This is a genomic window from Cecembia rubra (genome assembly GCF_003014575.1).
GTDB lineage: Bacteria > Bacteroidota > Bacteroidia > Cytophagales > Cyclobacteriaceae > Cecembia_A > Cecembia_A rubra.
Map to the genome: position 1 here is coordinate 1 of NZ_PYGF01000009.1, position 19,314 is coordinate 19,314.

Sequence of the window (19,314 nt, forward strand, 5' to 3'; positions counted from 1 at the left end):
CTGTTATGAAGTCTGTTTTCCTCGCTGCAAGGGAAGCATCGAAAAAATGGACTATGCCCATTCGAGACTGGGGTACTATCCTTAACAGTTTCCTGCTTATATTTGGTGATAGGGTCAGGCTTCTTGAAACCTGACCATAAAATCATAATTTAAAGTTTACACACTTATCGGGATAGTGTCATTTCTAAATATATCGCGAAGTGTATTTCCAAAACATTCCCTTCAATATCTCATTACCAATATCTACTAATATCGCAAAGCAAATATCCATCAATATCACTTAGTAATTCCCGATTCTTAGAATACGTGACAAGCTATTTATCTGAAAATACTTTTTTATTTCAATTATATTTCGCGAAGCATATTTCCATTAATACCACCAAAGGCTTATCTCCTTTCCACCTCCCTCAAATTCTCCAATTTCTTATTCCTTAAGAAGCCATTGATGTCTTCAAAGTGTTCTTTGACACGTTTGTTGCCAAATTCAAAAACTTTAGTCACCAAACCGTCTAAGAAGTCTCTATCGTGGGATACTACAATTAAAGTCCCATCAAATGCTTTCAGGGCATCTTTGATAATGTCCTTGGTCTTCATGTCGAGATGATTGGTAGGTTCATCGAGGATCAGAAGGTTGACGGGTTCGAGTAATAGTTTGATCATAGCCAACCTGGTCTTTTCTCCTCCGGAAAGGACTTTGACTTTTTTGTTGATGTCATCCCCTTTGAACATAAAAGCACCCAAAAGGTCCTTGATTTTGGAGCGGATTTCACCCACTGCTATCTGATCGATGGTCTCAAAGATGGTCAGGCTCTCATCCAATAAAGAAGCTTGGTTTTGTGCAAAATAGCCAATCATTGCATTATGGCCCAGCTCGCATTTTCCTTCGAATTCAATCTCCCCCATGATGGCTTTGATCATGGTGGATTTACCTTCTCCATTTTTGCCCACAAAAGCCACTTTCTGGCCTTGTTCGATGACCATATTGGCATCTTTGAATACTACATGTTCTCCATAGGACTTTGAAAGGTCCTGTACGATCACTGGGTATTTTCCAGACCTTGGGGAAGGGGGGAATCGTAATTTCAAGGCAGAAGTGTCCACTTCATCCACCTCTACGATTTCCAGCTTTTCGAGCATTTTTACTCTTGACTGTACTTGTAAGGTTTTGGAGTAGGTGCCTTTGAATCTTTCTATAAATTGCGTGGTCTCTGCGATAAACTTCTGCTGCTCATCGTATTGCTTTTGCTGTTGCTCTCTGCGTTCTTTTCTAAGTTCGAGGTAATGTGAATACTTGGCTTTATAATCATAGATTCTACCCATAGTTACCTCAATGGTACGGTTGGTAATATTATCTACAAAAGCACGGTCGTGGGAAATCACCACTACGGCTTTGGCTTTTTCGGTCAAGAAATCCTCCAGCCACTGAATGGATTCTATGTCCAGGTGGTTGGTAGGCTCATCAAGTAGGATCAGATCAGGTTTTTGTAAAAGGATCTTGGCCAGCTCAATCCGCATCCTCCAACCACCTGAAAATTCTGAGGTTGGTCTCTGGAAATCTGACCTTTCAAAACCCAGACCCAACAGGACCTTTTCTACTTCCTCCTCATAATTCACTTCTTCAATGGAATAGAACTTCTCTGATACTTCCGAAACCCGCTCAATGATTTTGTAATATTCCTCTGAATCATAATCCGTCCTTACTGTCAACTCCTCATTCAATCGGTCAATTTCGGCTTTCAGTCCCAAGTAAGAAGCAAACGCCTTGGCAGTTTCATCAAACACCGTGCAGTCGTCTGCAGTCAGTAAATGCTGAGGTAGGTAGGCGATTACCGCATCTTTGGGCGCGGAAACACCCCCTTTGGAGGGTTTGGTCACTCCTGCGATGATTTTGAGCATGGTTGATTTTCCAGCTCCGTTTTTCCCCATAAGTGCGATTTTGTCGGTGGGGTTGATGGAGAAGGAAACATCACTGAATAAGGCATGTCCGCCGTGCAATACTGAAATATTATCTACTGAAATCATGATGATTGGAATTCAAGGGGCAAAGGTAGGCTTAAATAGAAATAAAGTGGAAATATACTTTATTAAATAAATTGAAATATGGGGATTGATATTGATGGATATTTTTTCAGATTAAATTGATAATGGGTTAGAGGTAAACAGAAAAGTAATTTTCGGTTATTGGAATAGAGTTGAAATAAGTTGAAATATACTTTTGTACAAAGTACCATATACCAAGTTTCTCTATTATTTTACTAGTGTCTACATTACTCAACAATGGACTTGAAGCCGTTAATTTTCCCTACTTTTTTTAAAAGATGGTAAATTGGATAAGGAATTGAGAGCTGTAAAAATCTTATGTCTTGTGTCTTATGTCTTGTGTCTTTTTCAATTAGGGCTTAAGAATAGCAATCGTTGAAAAACGGCTAAACTTTTTTAATACTACTCAGATATTCTACTGGGGTTAAAACAGGTATATCAGATCGTTTAAAGTCCTTGGTGTTTCTGGTAATTAAAATTCAGCAATCTTTCTAAAGTGCACAGTAGTTTTGAATAACATCCTTGAAATCAGGAAAATTGGAGGATAAAACCTTTTAATTTCTTTGTCAGTCAGATCAGCTGGTGCTGCCAGGATCCTAAATTTTTTGATTTTTTCTTTCACTACTTCCTTATGTTCAAACGTTGAAAACACAAGAAAAATAGTTGTAAAAGTAAAAGCGGAAACTACTAATTGAATTTCATTCCTGTCATCAAGAAAGGCTATCCTAGCTACCGGATCATAAAATGGAATTCTTTCACCCAACAATAATAAAAAAAACCGCCCGGATTTCACCGAGCGGTTTGATATTAACCAGTTAATGATCACTATTAACTAATCACTAATTCTAATTAAGCTTCAACACCTAAGACCTTGGCCATTACAGCACCAATTTCGGCCGGTGATTCCACTACGTGGATGCCATTTTCTCCCATGATGCGCATTTTGGCTGCGGCAGTATCATCAGCACCGCCAATGATCGCTCCGGCATGGCCCATTCTACGTCCAGGAGGTGCAGTCTGTCCAGCGATAAATCCAACAACTGGCTTCTTGTTGCCATTTTCTCTGATCCACTTGGCAGCTTCTGCTTCGTAATTGCCACCGATCTCGCCGATCATGACGATAGCGTCAGTTTCAGGATCTTCCATCAACAACTGAACGGCTTCCTTGGTAGAAGTGCCGATAATTGGGTCGCCTCCGATACCGATTGCTGTAGATACACCCAAACCGGCCTTAGCGATCTGGTCAGCGGCTTCGTAGGTCAAAGTTCCCGATTTGGATACAATGCCGATTCTGCCTTGCTTGAACACAAAACCTGGCATGATACCTACTTTGGCCTCTCCTGGAGTGATAACACCGGGACAGTTTGGACCGATCAATACCGCTCCTCTTTCTTTGATGTATGGTTTGGCTTTCATCATGTCAGCCACAGGGATACCTTCAGTGATGGCAATGATTACTTTGATGCCTGCGTCAGCAGCTTCCATAATGGCATCAGCTGCAAATGCAGGTGGCACAAATATGATAGAAGTATTGGCTCCAGTTGCTGCTACTGCCTCTTCTACAGAGTTGAAAACAGGTTTTTCCAAATGGGTTGAACCACCTTTTCCTGGAGTTACACCGCCTACAACATTGGTTCCATATTCAATCATCTGCTGTGCATGGAATGAACCTTCAGAACCGGTAAAGCCCTGCACGATCACTTTTGAATCCTTATTGACTAAAACACTCATGCTTCGATTTTTAAAGTTTGGACAAAAATAAAAGATTCAGCCCTACCACAAAAAGAAAAGCTAAACAATCTCCAATTAATTTACAGTATCCACATCTTTTTATAATTTAGATGGCTGTTCGAAGTGTTTATGCGAGTTGTAATTTGGTGCGTATTTGCTTTTTTCTTTTCCTGTGAAGCACTTGCACAGGATTTCCCGATCAATGGTCAAATTAGAGGTGTTGAACTTCCCTCTGATGTGGTATATGATATTTTGCAGGACTCGGAAGGTAAAATTTGGTTCAATACAGCTTTGGGTTTATATTATTCGGATGGATTCTATACTTATCCTGTGCCAGATACAATCCAAAGTCAATTATCCAAAAGAATGGGAATGCTTAAAGGGAAGGATGGGGCTATATGGATTTATAATAAAATAGGGAAACCAGGGGTCTTCAAGTATGATAAAGGGGATTGGAAAAAATTGTTACTGCCAATTTCTCTGGAAAACAGATCTTTCAATCAATTAAATTTTGATTTGAATTATCATAAAAATGAAGAAGCTTATTTCTTTATCACCAATGATAGTATTTACGTTTCAAAAGGAAAAGATTGGAGAAAAACCAGGTGGGATATTACCGAAAAAGGGGGTTTTCGGTCTGTTTATTCTCAAAGAGACAGTACCATCTTGTTATTTGAAAAGGGTGCCCTTAAGTTTGATGGAGTTACATTTCGTGATTTTTATTGGCAAGGGCTGGAGCTCCCCGGACAGATTTTGAGGGTAGTAAAAGATGAAACAAGGGGAAGGTATTATTTTTTAGGTGAGGGATTTTTGGCGACAGGATCAAGGTTGGGTTGGGTTGATGGTTTGATACACAAAGATTTTATTAAAAGTATTTACATTACAGAGCACCATAGTGGGATTACGCATAATGGAAATGATGTTTTTTACCATTATAATTCCAGGCTTTTTAAATACAATATTGAGGAAAACCAGGTGATTGAACTTAGGGTTTCAGATGAATTGAGGACCCATCAGATCAATTGTCACTTAAAGGATAGGGAAGGTATTCTTTGGATTGGTTCTCACCGTGGAGTAGTGAATATCAATTCTTTAAGATTTCAGAATTATGGTTCGAATCTGTTCTTGGATGATGAAATTACTGCTTTGAGTATTTTAGAAAATGGATTTCTCTTAGGGTTTAACAATGGACTTCAAATTTGGGAAAACGGTGAAGTAAGTACGCTTTACAAGTTTGATGAATTTAAAGGGATGCCGGAAGTTAGGATTACCAACTTTTCAAAGGATAAGAATGGGAAAATTTGGTTTACGGCAAATTCACTTGGTTTGGGGAGATTTGATCCACGGTCCAATACCTATTCACTATTCAAGAATCCTTATGAAAAATTTGTCAATTCTGTTCATGTAGTAGGAGATAGTCTTTTCATAATAAGTAATAGGAAGATTTACCTTTCATCAATCAATCAACAGGCTTCTAAACATTTTGAGAATGATATAACATCCGAAATGCTTCAGAATTTTGGTCAGGCCCAGTTTTTTCTCAGAAAGGTCGGAAAATTATCCAATGGGAAGTTGGTTTTTATGCAAGGGGGAAATGCCATACCTGAGGTGGACAAGTTAGTTGAATTCGGAAGCGCTATGGCTGTAATCGGCTATGATTTTTTGGAAACTGAAGACAAGATATATTTTGGAACGGAAACGGGGCTCAAAGTTTTAGTGAATGGAAAATTGGAGCCTTATGAATGGGAAGGCCAAAAAATTCAAAGGCCAGTTTATGCTATTTTAAAGGATCAAGCAGGCAGGATCTGGGCAGGGACCGACCGTGGCGTTTACATAATAGATAAATTTGGACTAAGAAATTTCAATGAAAAAAGCGGACTTGCCGGATCAGAAATTAACCGTGGTGCTTTGGTGGAGGATGCAGAAGGAAGTATTTTTATAGGAACATCTAAAGGATTGTCCAAATTCAACCCGAAGGAAGATTTTCAAATTTTCTCCCAGCCTCTTTTACGGATAGGGGAGGTCAAACTCCTGGATTTTCCCTCTACAAAGGTTGATTATAAGAAGATTCCATTTAGCAATAACAGTGTCAAGATTTCATTTAAAGCAGTCACTTTTTTGCAGGAAGGACAATTGACGCTGAAGTACAAACTTGAAGGACTCCATGATACTTGGATAGAGATTAATAATCCCCGAGACAACGAACTGATTTTTAATAATCTGCCTCCTGGAAATTATCAGTTTTTTTTAATGGCCAGTAATGACGGTTTTAATTTTACATCACCGGTATCTTCTGTTAATTTCAAAATATTGAGGCCTATATATCTTCAAACCTGGTTTTTGATTGTCCTTTCCTTAGCATTGCTTGGGATAGGTTATCTGATCAGGAGTTTATTTGCTCAAAGCAAAAAAGCTGGAGCACTAAAAATGGAAATTGATGAAAAAACCAAGGAGGTGATTCAGTCTGAGGACCAATTTAGAATGGTGTGGGAAAACTCGAAAGATGGCTTGATGTTGTGTTCTGATGATGGAAAAGTTATTGAGGCCAACCAATCTCTTGCAGATTTGGCGGGAATAAACCTTCAGGAATTTAGGAATGGATTTATTTGGGAATTGTTTGATAACCAGAAGTTCTATGAAGATCAAAGAAAAAGTCTCGAAGAATATTACAGGGAAAACCCTGTCAGTCAAATCAATTTGGAGATAGAGCTTCCATTTAAAGGCGGTAAAAAGTTTGTAGATTATTATTCTTCGGTGTTGAAAACTCAGGTTGACGGACAAAATGTATATTTTTCTGTTTTCAGAGATATCACAGAAAGAAAAATTTACGAAGAGGGGCTAAAGTCTGCCAAAGAAAAAGCAGAACAGGCCAGCAGGATAAAGTCAAGCTTTTTGTCCAATATGAGTCATGAAATCCGTACGCCATTGAACGGAATTCTGGGTACGGCTGAAAATATTATTTTGAACAGACAAAAAGATCAGGAACTTATATCCCAGCTTGAAATCATCCAAGAGTCTGGTGAGCGCTTGCTTAAAACGATTAACAGTATTTTGGATTTGTCAAAAATTGAATCCAATAAGCTGGAATTAAAAACTGAGACTGTCAATCTCATTGATTATATGTCTAAAATTTTATTGCCATTAAAGTCATTAGCAATAAAAAAAGGTATCTTAATATCAGCGAAATACCTTACTCAGCACTTGGTAGTTGAGATTGATCCTCGGTATTTTGAGATGATAGTGAATAATATAGTAGGTAATGCGATTAAATATTCTGACAGGGGATTGATAAGTGTTTATTTAAGTAGAGTAGGTGATAAAATTGAATTTGAAGTCCATGACCAAGGGATAGGTATGAGTGAGGATTTTTTAAAACGCATTTTTGAACCTTTCGAACAAGAAAGTGAGGGTTATGGGAGAGTTTATGAAGGGACAGGATTAGGCTTAGCAATTACTAAAAACCTTGTTCAAATGATGAAAGGTGAAATTTATATAGAAAGTAAAAAAGAAGTAGGTACTAAGGTGAGGATAATTTTACCTGTTCACCAAAAATGATTTTCGATATCCATTTTATCTTGTAATTTGCATGCTAGAGTGAATACGCCTATGTTTCCATTAAGGATTTTGATAACAGAAGATGACCATGTGTCAGCACTTCTTCTAAAAAAAGCACTTGAAAAAAATAACCATCAGATTATTGGTATTTCTGATTCAGGAGAGAAAGCCCTAGAGATTTTGGCTGAGCATCATGCAGATATTGTCATGATGGACATCAACCTGGCGGGAGAATTGGATGGTATCAGAACTACAGAAATCATCAATGAAAAGTATGATATTCCTGTAGTCTATCTGTCTGCAAGCTCTGATGCAGAAACACTCACTAAGGTAGTGGGGACGAATCCTTCTGCCTATGTCATTAAGCCATTCAATATCCGCGAATTGAATATGGTGATTGAACTTGCCATATTTAAGGACCGTAAGGAAAAAGAGCTTCAAAAACTCAATAATGAACTTGAGGAAAAAGTTAGGCAAAGAACAAAGGATCTGGCTGAAGCCAATAAAGAATTGACCCGTGCTTTGGAAAAAGAAAGGGAAATAGGCGAACTTAAGTCCAGGATTGTACTGAATGTCTCCCATGGTTTCAAAACCCCACTGACTTCCATATTAAGTTCTGCACAGTTGCTTCAAAAGTATGCCGAAAAAGACCATCCATTTAAGGCCAAAATCATGAAGCATGCCGAGAAAATTGAACATTCGGTAAGAAACCTGAATAGTCTTTTGACCTCAGTATTGTTTTTTGGGAAAGCTGATGCAAATAAAATTGATTACAAACCAAAAAAACTTTTTTTGAATGCACTGATCAATGAAGTAGTAGATGTGGTCAAAGCAGGAAGTGAAAATGATGTCAAGATCAATTTAAAAATTGATAAAATTCCAAAAACCATTACCTCAGATTCAGACCTTCTCTATCAAATTTTCGAGAATTTATTGTCCAATGCAGTAAAATATTCTAAAGATGGTCAATCAGTAGAATTTGAACTAATGGAGATAGAGGGATATTTGCAAGCAAAAATTGCTGATCACGGAATTGGGATCCCCCAAGAGGAACAGGATCAGCTTTTTGATCGCTTCTTCAGGGCAAAAAATGTAGGTATTATTGAAGGTTCAGGCCTTGGGCTTTCCATTGTAAAAAAATGCGTTGATGTCCTAGGAGGTGAAATTACTTTTAAAAGTAAACCAAACGAAGGCACGACTTTCTTCGTAAAGATTCCCATAACGAAATAAAGTATGCTTGTCGCAAAAAATATTGAATTTCATTACATCAAAGACCAAAGTTTTATTATTCCTGACATTTCTCTAAATCAAGGAGAACAATTGTTAATTCTGGGTAAATCTGGTAGTGGCAAAACAACAATTTTGAATATATTAGGAGGATTGTTGAAGCCTATAATGGGAGAGATTTTGATAGGGGGCACTTCGCTTTACCAATTGAACGGGGCTTCCTTGGATAAATTTAGAGGGAAAAATATCGGTATTATTTTTCAAAAACCTCATATTTTATCTCCACTTACGGTAGAAGAAAATTTGCAGTTAGCCAATTTTTTCTCTGGGGCTAATGGTGGGAAGAATGAAATTTTACTTAAAGATCTTGGTATTTTTGACAAAAGGAAAGCGAAGGTTAATACCCTGTCTGAAGGTGAAGCACAACGTGTTTCAATAGCGAGGGCTTTGGCCAATTCTCCTAAGGTCATACTTGCAGATGAGCCTACTGCCAGTCTTGATGATGATAATGCGGAAAAAGTAGTGAAGCTACTTAAAGAACAAGCTGAAAAATTCAATGCAGTCCTAATTATTGTTACCCATGACCAAAGGGTAAAAAATCATATTTCCAATCAAATAACAATAGGAGGTGAAGTATGAATATGTTGAAACTGAGTTGGAAATATTTGGTGGCCAAGCCATTGAATACTGGGTTGAATATCATATTACTTGCTTTAGGTCTTGCCATCATCACGGTTCTTATACTGATTCAGGATCAATTTGAAAAGAAAATGACGAGGGATGCAGAAGGTATCGACCTCGTGGTCGGGGCTAAGGGCAGTCCGCTTCAATTGATTTTATCTAGTGTTTACCACATTGATTTTCCAACTGGAAACATTGATATGCAAGACGCTATTGCCCTTTCTAAAAACCGTCTCATTAAGAATATAATACCTTTAGGCCTCGGTGATAATTATCAGGGATATCGGATCGTAGGGACAAACTATGATTACCTTGAGCTATATAATGCCAAAATGGGAGAAGGAAAAATATGGGAAAAGCCATTTGATGTGGTTTTGGGATATGAGGTGGCTTCTAAACTGGGATTAACAGTTGGAGATAATTTTGTGGGATCGCATGGCATTGGCAGTAGTAGTCATGAACATGATGAACATCCTTATAATGTAACTGGAATTTTAGCGAAGCAGGGAAATGTCCTTGATAAATTGGTCTTGACCAGTATTGAATCAGTATGGTATACCCATGACGAAGGGCATGATCATGATAAATTTGAGAAGTCAGTATCTAAATCAGGGTTTCCTGAAACTGATGAGGAGCGGGAAGTGACCTCACTTTTGGTCCAATACCGTAATCCTATGGCTGCGGTCCAATTACCTCGATATATCAATAGCAGAAGTGCATTGCAGGCCGCTTCACCAGCATTTGAGATATCAAGGTTGTTTGAGCTTTTGGGTGTGGGAGTTAAACTGATTCAAGGTTTAGCAGTTGTTATTATTGTAATTGCTGGATTGGGAATTTTCATTGCGCTGTTCAATTCATTAAAAGAAAGAAAGTATGATCTTGCAGTAATGAGGACATTGGGAGCTTCAAGAGGTCAATTGTTCTTTCACATTGTGTTAGAAGGTGTGATTTTAACTGTTTTGGGAGCATTGGTCGGTATATTGATGGGGCACCTTTTTTTGGCTTTGCTCGTTATGCAAAATGAACAGGGTGCTGTCAGCGGACTTACCTCGGCAGTATTCCTGCAAGAAGAGGTTTGGATATTGGTCTATGCTATAATGGTAGGTATTATTGCCTCTCTTATACCTGCCTGGAGCGCTTATCAAACAGATATTGCAAAGCAATTATCCAAACCTTAAATTTCGGATTGAATATATATGTCACTCAAATAATACATGGAATTGAAAAGAATTGTATTTGTATTAAGCTTTGCCCTTTTTGGTAACTGGGCATTTAGTCAAACCGCACAAAATGTCTGGAGGGATTTATCTGATGTTACCTATAAAATCGGGCAAGATGAATTTGGAGAATTATACATACCTGTATTTAGCGATAAGATCAAAAAGTTAGAAGGTAAGGTAGTAGAAGCTGATGGTTTTATTATTCCATTTGAAGGGATGTTTAAGCCCGAGCACATCATCCTTTCTTCATTGCCTTTAGCAGAATGCTTTTTCTGCGGTTCAGGTGGACCAGAAACAGTTATGGAAGTTATGCTGAAGAATCCAATTAAATACACCTCTAAAAGGGTGAAAGTTAGAGGTAAATTGACATTGAATGACAAAGACCCTGAAAAACTTATGTATATTTTGAAAGATGCAGAATTATTGACCAACTAACTTGGCCAATGCCAATCTTAAATTAATAAAAAGGGCAATCAAAAATCTTTGATTGCCCTTTTTTGATGCTTTGGAATCAAGCTGAAAGAATCATCGATTTTTCCATTTCGAAGAACTTTTCCATTAATTTTCCGGTGATAGGACCAATTTTTCCATCCCCTATCTTACGGTCATCGATCTGCGTGACAGGAAGTATTTTTTTAGTGGTACTGGTCATAAAGACCTCTTCTGCATCCAATACATCCTTAAGACTTAACTCTTTTATTTCTGTTTCCGGGGCAAGTTCAAGTACTCTTTTTCTGGTGATCCCGTGTAATATATGCTTGTCTGGAGTTGATATCTTATTGTTTTTAATAACAAAGATGTTAGACCTGGAGCTTTCTGAAATTATTCCGTTTGAATGGTAAAGTACATCTTCAGCACCTTCTTTTTTCCAAATTGCACTGTGCCATACCGGGAATGCATAATTAGTGGTTTTTATATCTGCAATTGCCCTTACGTGTTCTATAGACAGTAACTTAACACCGTATTCATATTTGGAAGGGGAAGGGAAATCCAAATCTTCACAAAAGATGAATAGAGAACCCTGAGTGGGAGTGAAATGATTATCTGAAACACCTCCCGTTAAAAGCATTCTTATACCCCCAAATTCCAGGTCATTTCTTTGGATCAGGTCATGAATGATCTGGGCCAGTTCATTTTTGGTATAGGGAAGATAGAGATGGGTTTTTGCAGCGGACCGGATAAACCTATCCAGGTAATCACTCAAGAATAATGGTTGATAATGAGATGTCCGGAAGAAATCAAAAATTCCATAACCTCTTATTAATCCAATATCCATTGGATGAACTGAAGCTAGATGAGAAGGGATGACTTTATCTATGGCAAAACAGAATGCTTTCATGGTCAAGTGATAAGATTAAAGTTTTTCAAAATTACATAATCTTATGAAAGGAAAAATATTTAATAGAAAGACATTGTTGCTATCCTCTTTATTGCATCAATTAATTAATTATTTAAATCTAAAACAGGATTTTTCTAATTCAATTCAAAAAAATGATAATAAAAAGAATTTTTATTAATTAAATTAATACTAAATTGCAGAAGAAATGTCGGTTATATATGAATAATGTTTTCAGATCTATCTTTTTTGTAATGATTTTCTTTCAAGCTGGATGTAATATTGAGAAAGTTGATGAGGCAAAATTACTTAGAGTTGAGGTGATCGCTATTCATGATGAGGTCATGCCTTTGATGGGAGAGCTTAAGTCTTTGAAAAAAGAAGTCAAATTGAAAACAGCAAATTTATTGGAATCAGACTCATCAGCTAATGCTGAAAAAATCAAAGAGCTAAGAGATCTTGAAAATCAGTTGGATGATGCTTTTGAAGGTATGTTTGTTTGGATGAGGCAATATAAAGCTCCAGATGAATCGGTTTCAGAAGAGGAGGCGAAAGCCTATTTGACCCAACAAAAAATTTTGGTAGAAAAAGTTAATAAAGACATTAAAGAAGCACTTCAAGCTGCTAAAGTTGAATTGGGGAAAATTTAATTTTTATCACCTAAGAATTTTTCAACAGAGTTGGCATCAATTACTCCTTCCTGGTTTCCCCAAATATTATAAATATAGGTGAGTATTCTTGCAATTTCTAAATTGGTAAGGTGAGGATTTCCTGGCATAGGCTGATTATAGATTTCGCCATTCACAATGATTTCCCCCTGAAGTCCATGCTTGATGATTCTAGCGGTCCTTCCTATATCTTCTTTCATGTAATCAGAAGGATTGAGAGGAGGGATAAGTTTTCCGAGCCCTGATCCATCTTTTTGATGGCAATTGGCACAGTACAGTTCATAAAGATTTTTTCCTTCTATTGCGTACTGAAGGACTTTTGTGTCTTTGATGGAGGTAAGAGTTTTCTCTTCATTTGACTTTTGGGTATTGCAACCAAAAAAGATCAAGACCTTTAAGCAAAATCCCAATGCAATAAGCCTCATAGTTTATTTCAATAATTTGGGAATGTCTTTCATTAATTTATTCACATGCTCTTCTTTGGTGCCATCATATACACCTCTTATTCTTCCGTCTTGATCTACTAGAACAAAAGCGCCGGAATGTAAAATTCCTCCTGGTTCATTTTTATCGGACATGGCTGTGGTCAGGTAGCTGGTTTGGCCTATTTCAAAGATTTTTTCCTGATCCCCAGATAGGAAATTCCAGGTAATATCATCTTCTACACCGATTTTTGAAGCATAATCTTTGAGTAATTCCGGGGTGTCATGCTCAGGGTCCAAAGTATGGCTTAGTATCATGAAGTTTGGTTCATCCTTGAATTTATCATATACCCTCAACATCTGAGTTTTCATAATTGGGCAAATTGTAGGGCAGGTAGTGAAAAAAAAGTCAGCAACATAAATTTTACCGGATACGGTGGAGTTGTTAACTTCCTTTCCCTCCTGATTAATAAATGAAAAATCTGCTATTTTATGATAGACTGTATCTTTTACAGTTTTACCCTCAATTTCAAATTCATTTACGTGCCAGTTGCCCAAAATAGGGAGAGAAGCTGTGTTCTCGTCCTTGTCTTTAGTCCCTGTACAAGAAAATTGGAAAGTAAACAAGGCAAATATTATGATTGCTAAATTTGATTTCATATTGAACTTTTAATTTTATCATGAATGTCAGCTTTCTTACCAGTAGAATCTTCCCTATAAAATAAACTTACAATTTCAAGCCAATATCAATGAATAACTTGTCCGCCAAGGCGGATCCGATATCTATTCATATCAGGTTTATTCAAGTCCCACTTTAAATTGGTTACTGGTTTAATTAGGGAAATACATAAATTTTATTGTTGATTCTCTTTTTCCCTTACTTTTTTATACCATTTAATTCCCAGCATCATCAAGATACTTAGTGCCAGTAAACCTACAATTCCCCATACCACACTAATAAGACTCTTGAGTACTATTAGAAAGACGATAGAAAAAAGCAAAAGGGTAGATAATTCATTCCACATTCTTAACTGTGTGGAGGTCCATTTTGCTTTTCCGTTCTGTAAATCTTTATAAATTTTATGGCATATCATGTGATATACGTACAATACAAGGACAAATCCTAATTTGGCCTGCATAAATCCCATTTGCATATACCCCCACCTGTAATACAAAACCCAAAAACCAAATATCAAGGTCAGTAATGCAGAGGGCCAAGTAATGATATACCATAGGCGTTGAGCCATAAGGTTGAGTTGGGGGAGCAATATTGCTCTCTCCTGTACTGTTTTTTCCATGGCTTCCACCTGGTAAATAAACAGTCTAACAATGTAAAAAAGCCCTGCAAACCAGGTTACAACGAAGATGATGTGCAGTGCTTTTATATATTCAAATGCCATCTTGGAAATTTTCTACTAAATTAAGGCTTTAAACCTGAAATATGCATTAAAATTTCTCCGCAACAGGGCACAAGTTATTAAGTGCTGATCTGCCACGGCGGATTTAATCAATCGATCCATTACATTTAGCTCAATCATCCTATAGATGACTATACTTCATTTGTTAAATGCCCGTTCTTTTGTATTTTGAACTCTGATTAAGAAATCTAATACATAATCTGGGTAAATTTAAACTACTAATTCGAATGAGTAATCGTTTTGTGTTTTATTCCCTTATTTTGATTGTAGTTGGGGTCGTAGCGTGGATAATCAGTGACACCATTTCCCAGCCTGGAATTTCAGATCTGAAGGGTGAGTTTAAGGAAATGGCCTTTTACAGGAATGAAAACAACACAGGACCTATCAAAAGGATATATGCAGTCTATACCTCTGATACAACTTGGACTGAGATGAAAGCCTATGGTGGATATATGCCCCATACCAAATACGGAAACACTAAAGTTTATTTTTTTAATTCATTGGACCATACGCCCAAATTTCTCAAGCCAGAAGCTCCCCATTTTGACGCCACTTGGAAAGAATACTGTATTGGGATGTATGAAAAGTCAGCAATGGGCCAAGAGAATTTCATCAGGTATCCATTCAATTAAATAAGATATATTAGGGAAATCATTGTCTCGTAATCATTGGAAAAATTGAAAAAGAAAAGCAGACTTTCTGTTGAATCGTACATTGAGGGGGTATTAAAAGGAGATAGAATGGTCCTCAGCAGAGCTATTACTTTGGTCGAGAGTTCCCTGCTGTCAGACCAACTTTTAGCCGAGAAAGTGATGGAAGGGGTTCTGCCATATTCAGGCAAATCTATCAGGATTGGGGTTACAGGCGTTCCGGGAGTAGGGAAAAGCACATTTATTGAAAGTTTTGGAAAGATTCTGCTGGATAAAGGATACAAACTTGCCGTATTGGCTATTGATCCGAGTAGCCCAAAGTCAGGAGGTAGTATTTTGGGGGACAAAACCAGGATGGAGGAACTTTCTGCGGATAAAAGAGCCTATATCCGTCCAAGTCCTGCTGGAGCAAGTTTGGGTGGGGTTAGCGCCAGAACCAGGGAATCCATGATTCTCTGTGAGGCAGCAGGACATGATGTGATTCTAATTGAAACCGTAGGTGTAGGACAATCAGAGATTGCGGTAAAAGGAATGGTTGACTTTTTTCTCCTGCTAATGTTGGCAGGGGCTGGAGATGAATTGCAGGGAATAAAAAAAGGAATTATAGAAATGTGTGACGCATTGATTATCAACAAAGCTGATGGAGAAAATGTGGAGGCAGCAAAAAGGGCAAAAAGAGAATATGCCAATGCCCTTCACCTTTTTCCTGCTAAAGAAAGTGGCTGGGTCCCTCAGGTTAAAACATGTTCTGCTTTGGAAAAATCAGGTTTGGAGGCGGCCTGGGAAATGATAATTGAATTTAAAGATAAAATGACAGCAAATGGGTATCTCGAATTCAACAGGCAAGAACAGCGGGCCAATTGGATGCAGGAACATGTCAGGTACTTAATAGAAAATAACTTTCTCCATAATCCAAAAGTCAAAAGTAGAATGGGCGAAATACTTCCAGGTATTAAATCCGGTAAATATTCAGCGATTGCCAAAGCAAGGGAATTGGTGGATTTATTTTTAATAAACAGATGAGGGGAATAAATACATCATTGAATTAATCGCCAGTACTTAACAGCAAACTGGGAAAGATTTCACTCCAAAATAAAAAAATGCGGTCAATAGGACCGCATTTTGAATTTCTTTTTAAGATCATTGACCGAATTTCGGAATGCTGTATCGGTGTCCATCAGATCATTGACTGTCTGTACGGCATGGATAACCGTACTGTGGTCCCTTCCTCCAAAATGATAGCCAATAGATTTTAAGGAGTGATTGGTAAACTCTTTTGAAAAATACATCGCGACCTGTCGGGCAGTGACAATTTCTTTTTTCCTTGTTTTGGCCTTAAGGTCATCCATTTTAATGTCAAAATATTCAGAAACAGTTTTTTGGATAAAGTCAATCCCTACTTCATTCTCAATATCCTTGACAATGTTTTTCATGATAGTCTTGGCCAAGGTAAGGTCGATGTCCACCCTATTCAAAGAAGCATGGGCAATTAAGGAAATCAAAACCCCTTCCAGTTCCCGGACATTTGTATCTACAGTGTAGGCCAGGTATTCAACTACATCATCTGGAATAAATATGCCTTCTGATTGCATTTTTCTTCTTATAATGGCCACTCTTGTTTCGAAATCAGGCATCTGCAGGTCAGCTGTCAAACCCCATTTGAATCTTGAAAGCAGCCTTTCCTCCAAACCTTTTAGGTCCTTAGGAGGGCAGTCAGAAGTCATAATGATTTGTTTTTTGTTTTGGTGAAGGTGATTAAAGATGTGGAAAAACATCTCCTGTGTTCTATCTTTTCCCGCCAAAAACTGAATATCATCAATGATCAAAACATCTACCTGCATGTAGAAATTTGTAAAAGTTTTAACATTGCCATCTTTAATGGCATCCATAAACTGGTTTACAAATTTCTCTGAAGAAACATATAGGACAAATTTGTCATCTGGTCCATTTTTGATCTCATTGCCGATTGCCTGTACCAAATGGGTTTTTCCAAGTCCTACTCCTCCATATACCATCAATGGATTAAATGAGGTCACTCCCGGTTTGTTGGCCACTGCAAACCCAGCAGATCTTGCCAGACGGTTACAATCGCCTTCTATATAAGTACTGAAAGTATAATTGGGATTGAGGTTGGACTGAAGCAACATTGTACTGTCCAGAGATTGCATGTCAAAAGGGCTTTTGCTTTCAACTGTTGAAGCATTGGCTTTTTTTGGATTAGGATTGGAGTTGCCTTGAGGAAAGCTTACTACGTAAGGTTGATTTTGAGAATTGCCTTTGTCTACCACTACTGCGTACTCCAATCTGCCATTAGGGCCAATCGTAGATTTAATAGCAAGCTTCAAAACCTGAACATAGTTGTCTTCCAGCCACTCATAAAAAAACTGACTAGGTACCTGAATGGTAAGTGTACTCCCCTCTAATCTTACAGGGTTGATAGGTTTGAACCAGGTTGAAAAACTCTGTTCATTGACGTGCTGCTCGATTACACGCAAACATTCATTCCAAACTGCATTAGCCTCTGAACTCATTTAGTACTCAATAATTATCCAAGCGAAAGAATTGATGATTTTTGCTGACTCCCTGCCTTTTTGGAGGGCATCAAATTTGGGGAAAATAAATTTAAATAAAAAATCAAAAACACCTTGACTTTCTAATAAATAGGTAAACTTTTTGCATTGGCAAAATTAATTTTGTTCTCTTTGTTGAATTCAAAATCTACTTTTCCTAAACGCAGCGCTCCAGTACCTACTTGATGAATAATTGTTGTATGCCCTTCAGTGTTTTTGATTTGAGTTGGCTCGTCCAAAAATGTGTGTGTATGGCCGCCTATGATCAAATCAATTTCACTGACTGCTGCTGCCAATTTGATGTCATCTATTTTATTTCCCCTATATGAATAGCCTAAGTGGGAAAGACATATGATTAAGTCTGATTTTTTTGATTTCAACTCCTGAACCATTTCCTGTGCCACGCCTATGGGGTCTAGGTATTGGGTGTTTTCATAATTCTTTTTACCAACCAATCCTTGCAATTCTATTCCTAAACCAAAGACTCCTATTCTTAAGCTTGATTTTTTGAAAATTTTGTATGGTATTGTTGCCCCTGCCATTAAAGTCTTTGAGAAATCATAGTTGGAGCAGATATGGGGGAAAGAAGCATGTGGCATTTGGTCGAAAAGTCCTTTCAGGCCGTTGTCGAATTCATGATTCCCAATCGTGGATGCATCATAACCCATTTGGCTCATGAGTTTAAATTCCAGTTTTCCTCCATAAAAATTAAAATATGGTGTCCCTTGAAAAACATCACCGGCATCCAATAATAGTAGATTTTCTTCCTCACTCCTGATTTCTGAAACCAAGGAAGCCAACCTTATCATCCCACCTTGGTTTGCCCAGCGGCTACCATCATCTGGGAAAGATTCAATCCTGGAATGCATGTCATTGGTATGAAGGATACTTATTCTCTTTCCTTTCTTTGGCTGCAGGTCATCTGCAAAGAGGGGATTGCCATAGTTGATGGCTATACTGCTGAGTAAGCTTGTTTTTATAAAATCTCTTCTCCTCATATCAGTCAAATTTTTGCCTTCCTTCTATTTTGGCTTCGATTTTTTGTCCAGCCTCAGTTTTTGATTTGATAATTTCAATAAGAATGTCTCTTAGCAAGTAATCTGTTTCAGTTTTTCTAGGTATCTCAACAAGGAATCCCATTCCATCTCCACCATTTGCCAGGTAATCATTCACAGCCAGAAGGTATTTTTTATCTGGTATCAAATCCTTGCCATTGATTTTCAATTCCAATATCTTTTCTCCTTGGCTTGTAATTTTCATTCCTGAAATTCCAAGAATCTTTCTAGAAGCAGCAAATTCAGCAAGACTCAGTACATCGTTTTCGTTTAACTCAAGGATTTGGAGATAATTATCAAAGGGTGACAATTCATAAATATTTCCCAAGGTTATATCCCCTTTGGGTAGTGTATTACGTATTCCACCGTTGTTGATGATAGAGATGTCGATTGGATAACCCAGTTCCTTTTCTGCAAATTCTTTTTGGAAATCAGCCACCAGATTGCCTAAAGCTGATTCACCATTTCCGGTTTTCAGGATAGCCTCGGTGGTTTCTCCGATTACCGCGTTCATTTCTTTTTCTAGGTTCTCTTTATAGGGATGTATGAAATTTTGAGCTGCCAAGTCCACAGGAATGTCTGACCCTACAAGGAGAAATTGCCCTTCTCCGGTTTTAAATAGAGATGGAGCACAACTGGTTAGCAGAAATAGGATCGCAGGACAAATCCAGATTTTGAAAATTTTATTTCTGATCATCTTTCAATTTGAGGCCGATTAATGGGTTTTCATTCATCTACCTC

The 19,314-nt window shown here is 37.7% G+C and carries 17 protein-coding genes and 1 pseudogene; 9 read left to right on the top strand and 9 right to left on the bottom strand.

The window, feature by feature from the left end:
- Positions 1 to 134: pseudogene (locus CLV48_RS20920) on the top strand (IS256 family transposase); the annotation flags it as partial.
- Between the two features lie 253 nt (positions 135 to 387).
- Here the strand turns inward: CLV48_RS20920 and CLV48_RS14885 are convergent.
- Complete coding sequence (locus CLV48_RS14885) at positions 388 to 2,022, bottom strand: ABC-F family ATP-binding cassette domain-containing protein (protein WP_106568099.1); 1,635 nt, start codon at positions 2,020 to 2,022, stop codon at positions 388 to 390.
- An 867-nt stretch (positions 2,023 to 2,889) separates the two neighbouring features.
- A complete protein-coding gene (gene sucD / locus CLV48_RS14895; RefSeq protein ID WP_106568100.1) occupies positions 2,890 to 3,771 on the bottom strand; it encodes a succinate--CoA ligase subunit alpha in 882 nt (293 codons plus the stop codon).
- Positions 3,772 to 3,900: 129 nt separating this feature from the next.
- Here sucD and CLV48_RS14900 point away from each other — a divergent pair, with 129 nt between their 5' ends.
- From CLV48_RS14900 to CLV48_RS14920, 5 genes are read left to right on the top strand one after another with little or no spacing between them, the layout of a single operon-like run.
- Positions 3,901 to 7,326, top strand: coding sequence for a sensor histidine kinase (locus CLV48_RS14900; protein WP_106568101.1), 3,426 nt, complete (start codon positions 3,901 to 3,903; stop codon positions 7,324 to 7,326).
- Positions 7,327 to 7,377: 51 nt separating this feature from the next.
- Positions 7,378 to 8,556, top strand: a complete 1,179-nt coding sequence (locus CLV48_RS14905; protein WP_106568102.1) for a hybrid sensor histidine kinase/response regulator — start codon at positions 7,378 to 7,380, stop codon at positions 8,554 to 8,556.
- 3 nt (positions 8,557 to 8,559) lie between these two features.
- The gene (locus CLV48_RS14910; RefSeq protein ID WP_106568103.1) at positions 8,560 to 9,192 is read left to right on the top strand and encodes an ABC transporter ATP-binding protein; all 633 of its coding nucleotides are present in this window, start codon (positions 8,560 to 8,562) and stop codon (positions 9,190 to 9,192) included.
- Positions 9,189 to 10,412, top strand: a complete 1,224-nt coding sequence (locus CLV48_RS14915) for an ABC transporter permease (RefSeq protein ID WP_106568104.1) — start codon at positions 9,189 to 9,191, stop codon at positions 10,410 to 10,412. The genes CLV48_RS14910 and CLV48_RS14915 overlap by 4 nt, the downstream gene beginning before the upstream one ends.
- A 36-nt stretch (positions 10,413 to 10,448) precedes the next feature.
- Positions 10,449 to 10,889, top strand: a complete 441-nt coding sequence (locus CLV48_RS14920; RefSeq protein WP_106568105.1) for a hypothetical protein — start codon at positions 10,449 to 10,451, stop codon at positions 10,887 to 10,889.
- A 76-nt stretch (positions 10,890 to 10,965) separates the two neighbouring features.
- Here the strand turns inward: CLV48_RS14920 and CLV48_RS14925 are convergent, their stop codons facing one another.
- On the bottom strand, positions 10,966 to 11,793 hold the full coding sequence (locus CLV48_RS14925) for an aminotransferase class IV (protein ID WP_106568106.1): 828 nt from the start codon (positions 11,791 to 11,793) through the stop codon (positions 10,966 to 10,968).
- A 218-nt stretch (positions 11,794 to 12,011) separates the two neighbouring features.
- Here CLV48_RS14925 and CLV48_RS14930 point away from each other — a divergent pair, with 218 nt between their 5' ends.
- Entirely contained in the window at positions 12,012 to 12,440 is a 429-nt protein-coding gene (locus tag CLV48_RS14930; protein ID WP_106568107.1) for a hypothetical protein, read from the top strand.
- On the opposite strand, the gene CLV48_RS14935 is transcribed toward CLV48_RS14930, so the two are convergent.
- From CLV48_RS14935 to CLV48_RS14945, 3 genes are all read right to left on the bottom strand, one after another.
- Positions 12,437 to 12,883, bottom strand: coding sequence for a c-type cytochrome (locus tag CLV48_RS14935; protein ID WP_106568108.1), 447 nt, complete (start codon positions 12,881 to 12,883; stop codon positions 12,437 to 12,439). The genes CLV48_RS14930 and CLV48_RS14935 overlap by 4 nt on opposite strands.
- Positions 12,884 to 12,886: 3 nt before the next feature.
- Positions 12,887 to 13,540 (bottom strand): SCO family protein, encoded by a 654-nt coding sequence (locus CLV48_RS14940; protein WP_106568109.1) that lies wholly within the window; start codon positions 13,538 to 13,540, stop codon positions 12,887 to 12,889.
- A gap of 194 nt (positions 13,541 to 13,734) precedes the next feature.
- Positions 13,735 to 14,280 carry a CopD family protein gene (locus CLV48_RS14945; protein ID WP_106568110.1) on the bottom strand — a complete coding sequence of 182 codons (546 nt, stop codon included), beginning with the start codon at positions 14,278 to 14,280 and terminating at the stop codon, positions 13,735 to 13,737.
- Between the two features lie 245 nt (positions 14,281 to 14,525).
- Between CLV48_RS14945 and CLV48_RS14950 the strand changes: the two genes are divergently transcribed.
- Both CLV48_RS14950 and meaB read left to right on the top strand, forming a co-directional pair.
- Positions 14,526 to 14,930, top strand: coding sequence for a hypothetical protein (locus CLV48_RS14950; protein WP_106568111.1), 405 nt, complete (start codon positions 14,526 to 14,528; stop codon positions 14,928 to 14,930).
- A 45-nt stretch (positions 14,931 to 14,975) separates the two neighbouring features.
- Complete coding sequence (meaB, locus tag CLV48_RS14955; RefSeq protein WP_106568245.1) at positions 14,976 to 15,971, top strand: methylmalonyl Co-A mutase-associated GTPase MeaB; 996 nt, start codon at positions 14,976 to 14,978, stop codon at positions 15,969 to 15,971.
- Positions 15,972 to 16,054: 83 nt separating this feature from the next.
- Here the strand turns inward: meaB and dnaA are convergent, their stop codons facing one another.
- From dnaA to CLV48_RS14970, 3 genes are all read right to left on the bottom strand, one after another.
- Entirely contained in the window at positions 16,055 to 17,479 is a 1,425-nt protein-coding gene (gene dnaA, locus CLV48_RS14960) for a chromosomal replication initiator protein DnaA (RefSeq protein ID WP_106568112.1), read from the bottom strand.
- Positions 17,480 to 17,601: 122 nt separating this feature from the next.
- Positions 17,602 to 18,516, bottom strand: a complete 915-nt coding sequence (locus CLV48_RS14965; protein WP_106568113.1) for a bifunctional metallophosphatase/5'-nucleotidase — start codon at positions 18,514 to 18,516, stop codon at positions 17,602 to 17,604.
- Between the two features lies 1 nt (position 18,517).
- Entirely contained in the window at positions 18,518 to 19,270 is a 753-nt protein-coding gene (locus CLV48_RS14970; protein WP_106568114.1) for a 5'-nucleotidase C-terminal domain-containing protein, read from the bottom strand.
- Positions 19,271 to 19,314 lie beyond the last annotated feature (44 nt).

Bases quoted from the DNA above. Each gene is read 5' to 3' on its own strand.
- CLV48_RS14885 (WP_106568099.1), bottom strand. From the start codon at position 2,022: ATGATTTCAGTAGATAATATTTCAGTATTGCACGGCGGACATGCCTTA.
- sucD (WP_106568100.1), bottom strand. From the start codon at position 3,771: ATGAGTGTTTTAGTCAATAAGGATTCAAAAGTGATCGTGCAGGGCTTT.
- CLV48_RS14900 (WP_106568101.1), top strand. From the start codon at position 3,901: ATGCGAGTTGTAATTTGGTGCGTATTTGCTTTTTTCTTTTCCTGTGAA.
- CLV48_RS14905 (WP_106568102.1), top strand. From the start codon at position 7,378: ATGTTTCCATTAAGGATTTTGATAACAGAAGATGACCATGTGTCAGCA.
- CLV48_RS14910 (WP_106568103.1), top strand. From the start codon at position 8,560: ATGCTTGTCGCAAAAAATATTGAATTTCATTACATCAAAGACCAAAGT.
- CLV48_RS14915 (WP_106568104.1), top strand. From the start codon at position 9,189: ATGAATATGTTGAAACTGAGTTGGAAATATTTGGTGGCCAAGCCATTG.
- CLV48_RS14920 (WP_106568105.1), top strand. From the start codon at position 10,449: ATGGAATTGAAAAGAATTGTATTTGTATTAAGCTTTGCCCTTTTTGGT.
- CLV48_RS14925 (WP_106568106.1), bottom strand. From the start codon at position 11,793: ATGAAAGCATTCTGTTTTGCCATAGATAAAGTCATCCCTTCTCATCTA.
- CLV48_RS14930 (WP_106568107.1), top strand. From the start codon at position 12,012: ATGAATAATGTTTTCAGATCTATCTTTTTTGTAATGATTTTCTTTCAA.
- CLV48_RS14935 (WP_106568108.1), bottom strand. From the start codon at position 12,883: ATGAGGCTTATTGCATTGGGATTTTGCTTAAAGGTCTTGATCTTTTTT.
- CLV48_RS14940 (WP_106568109.1), bottom strand. From the start codon at position 13,540: ATGAAATCAAATTTAGCAATCATAATATTTGCCTTGTTTACTTTCCAA.
- CLV48_RS14945 (WP_106568110.1), bottom strand. From the start codon at position 14,280: ATGGCATTTGAATATATAAAAGCACTGCACATCATCTTCGTTGTAACC.
- CLV48_RS14950 (WP_106568111.1), top strand. From the start codon at position 14,526: ATGAGTAATCGTTTTGTGTTTTATTCCCTTATTTTGATTGTAGTTGGG.
- dnaA (WP_106568112.1), bottom strand. From the start codon at position 17,479: ATGAGTTCAGAGGCTAATGCAGTTTGGAATGAATGTTTGCGTGTAATC.
- CLV48_RS14965 (WP_106568113.1), bottom strand. From the start codon at position 18,516: ATGAGGAGAAGAGATTTTATAAAAACAAGCTTACTCAGCAGTATAGCC.
- CLV48_RS14970 (WP_106568114.1), bottom strand. From the start codon at position 19,270: ATGATCAGAAATAAAATTTTCAAAATCTGGATTTGTCCTGCGATCCTA.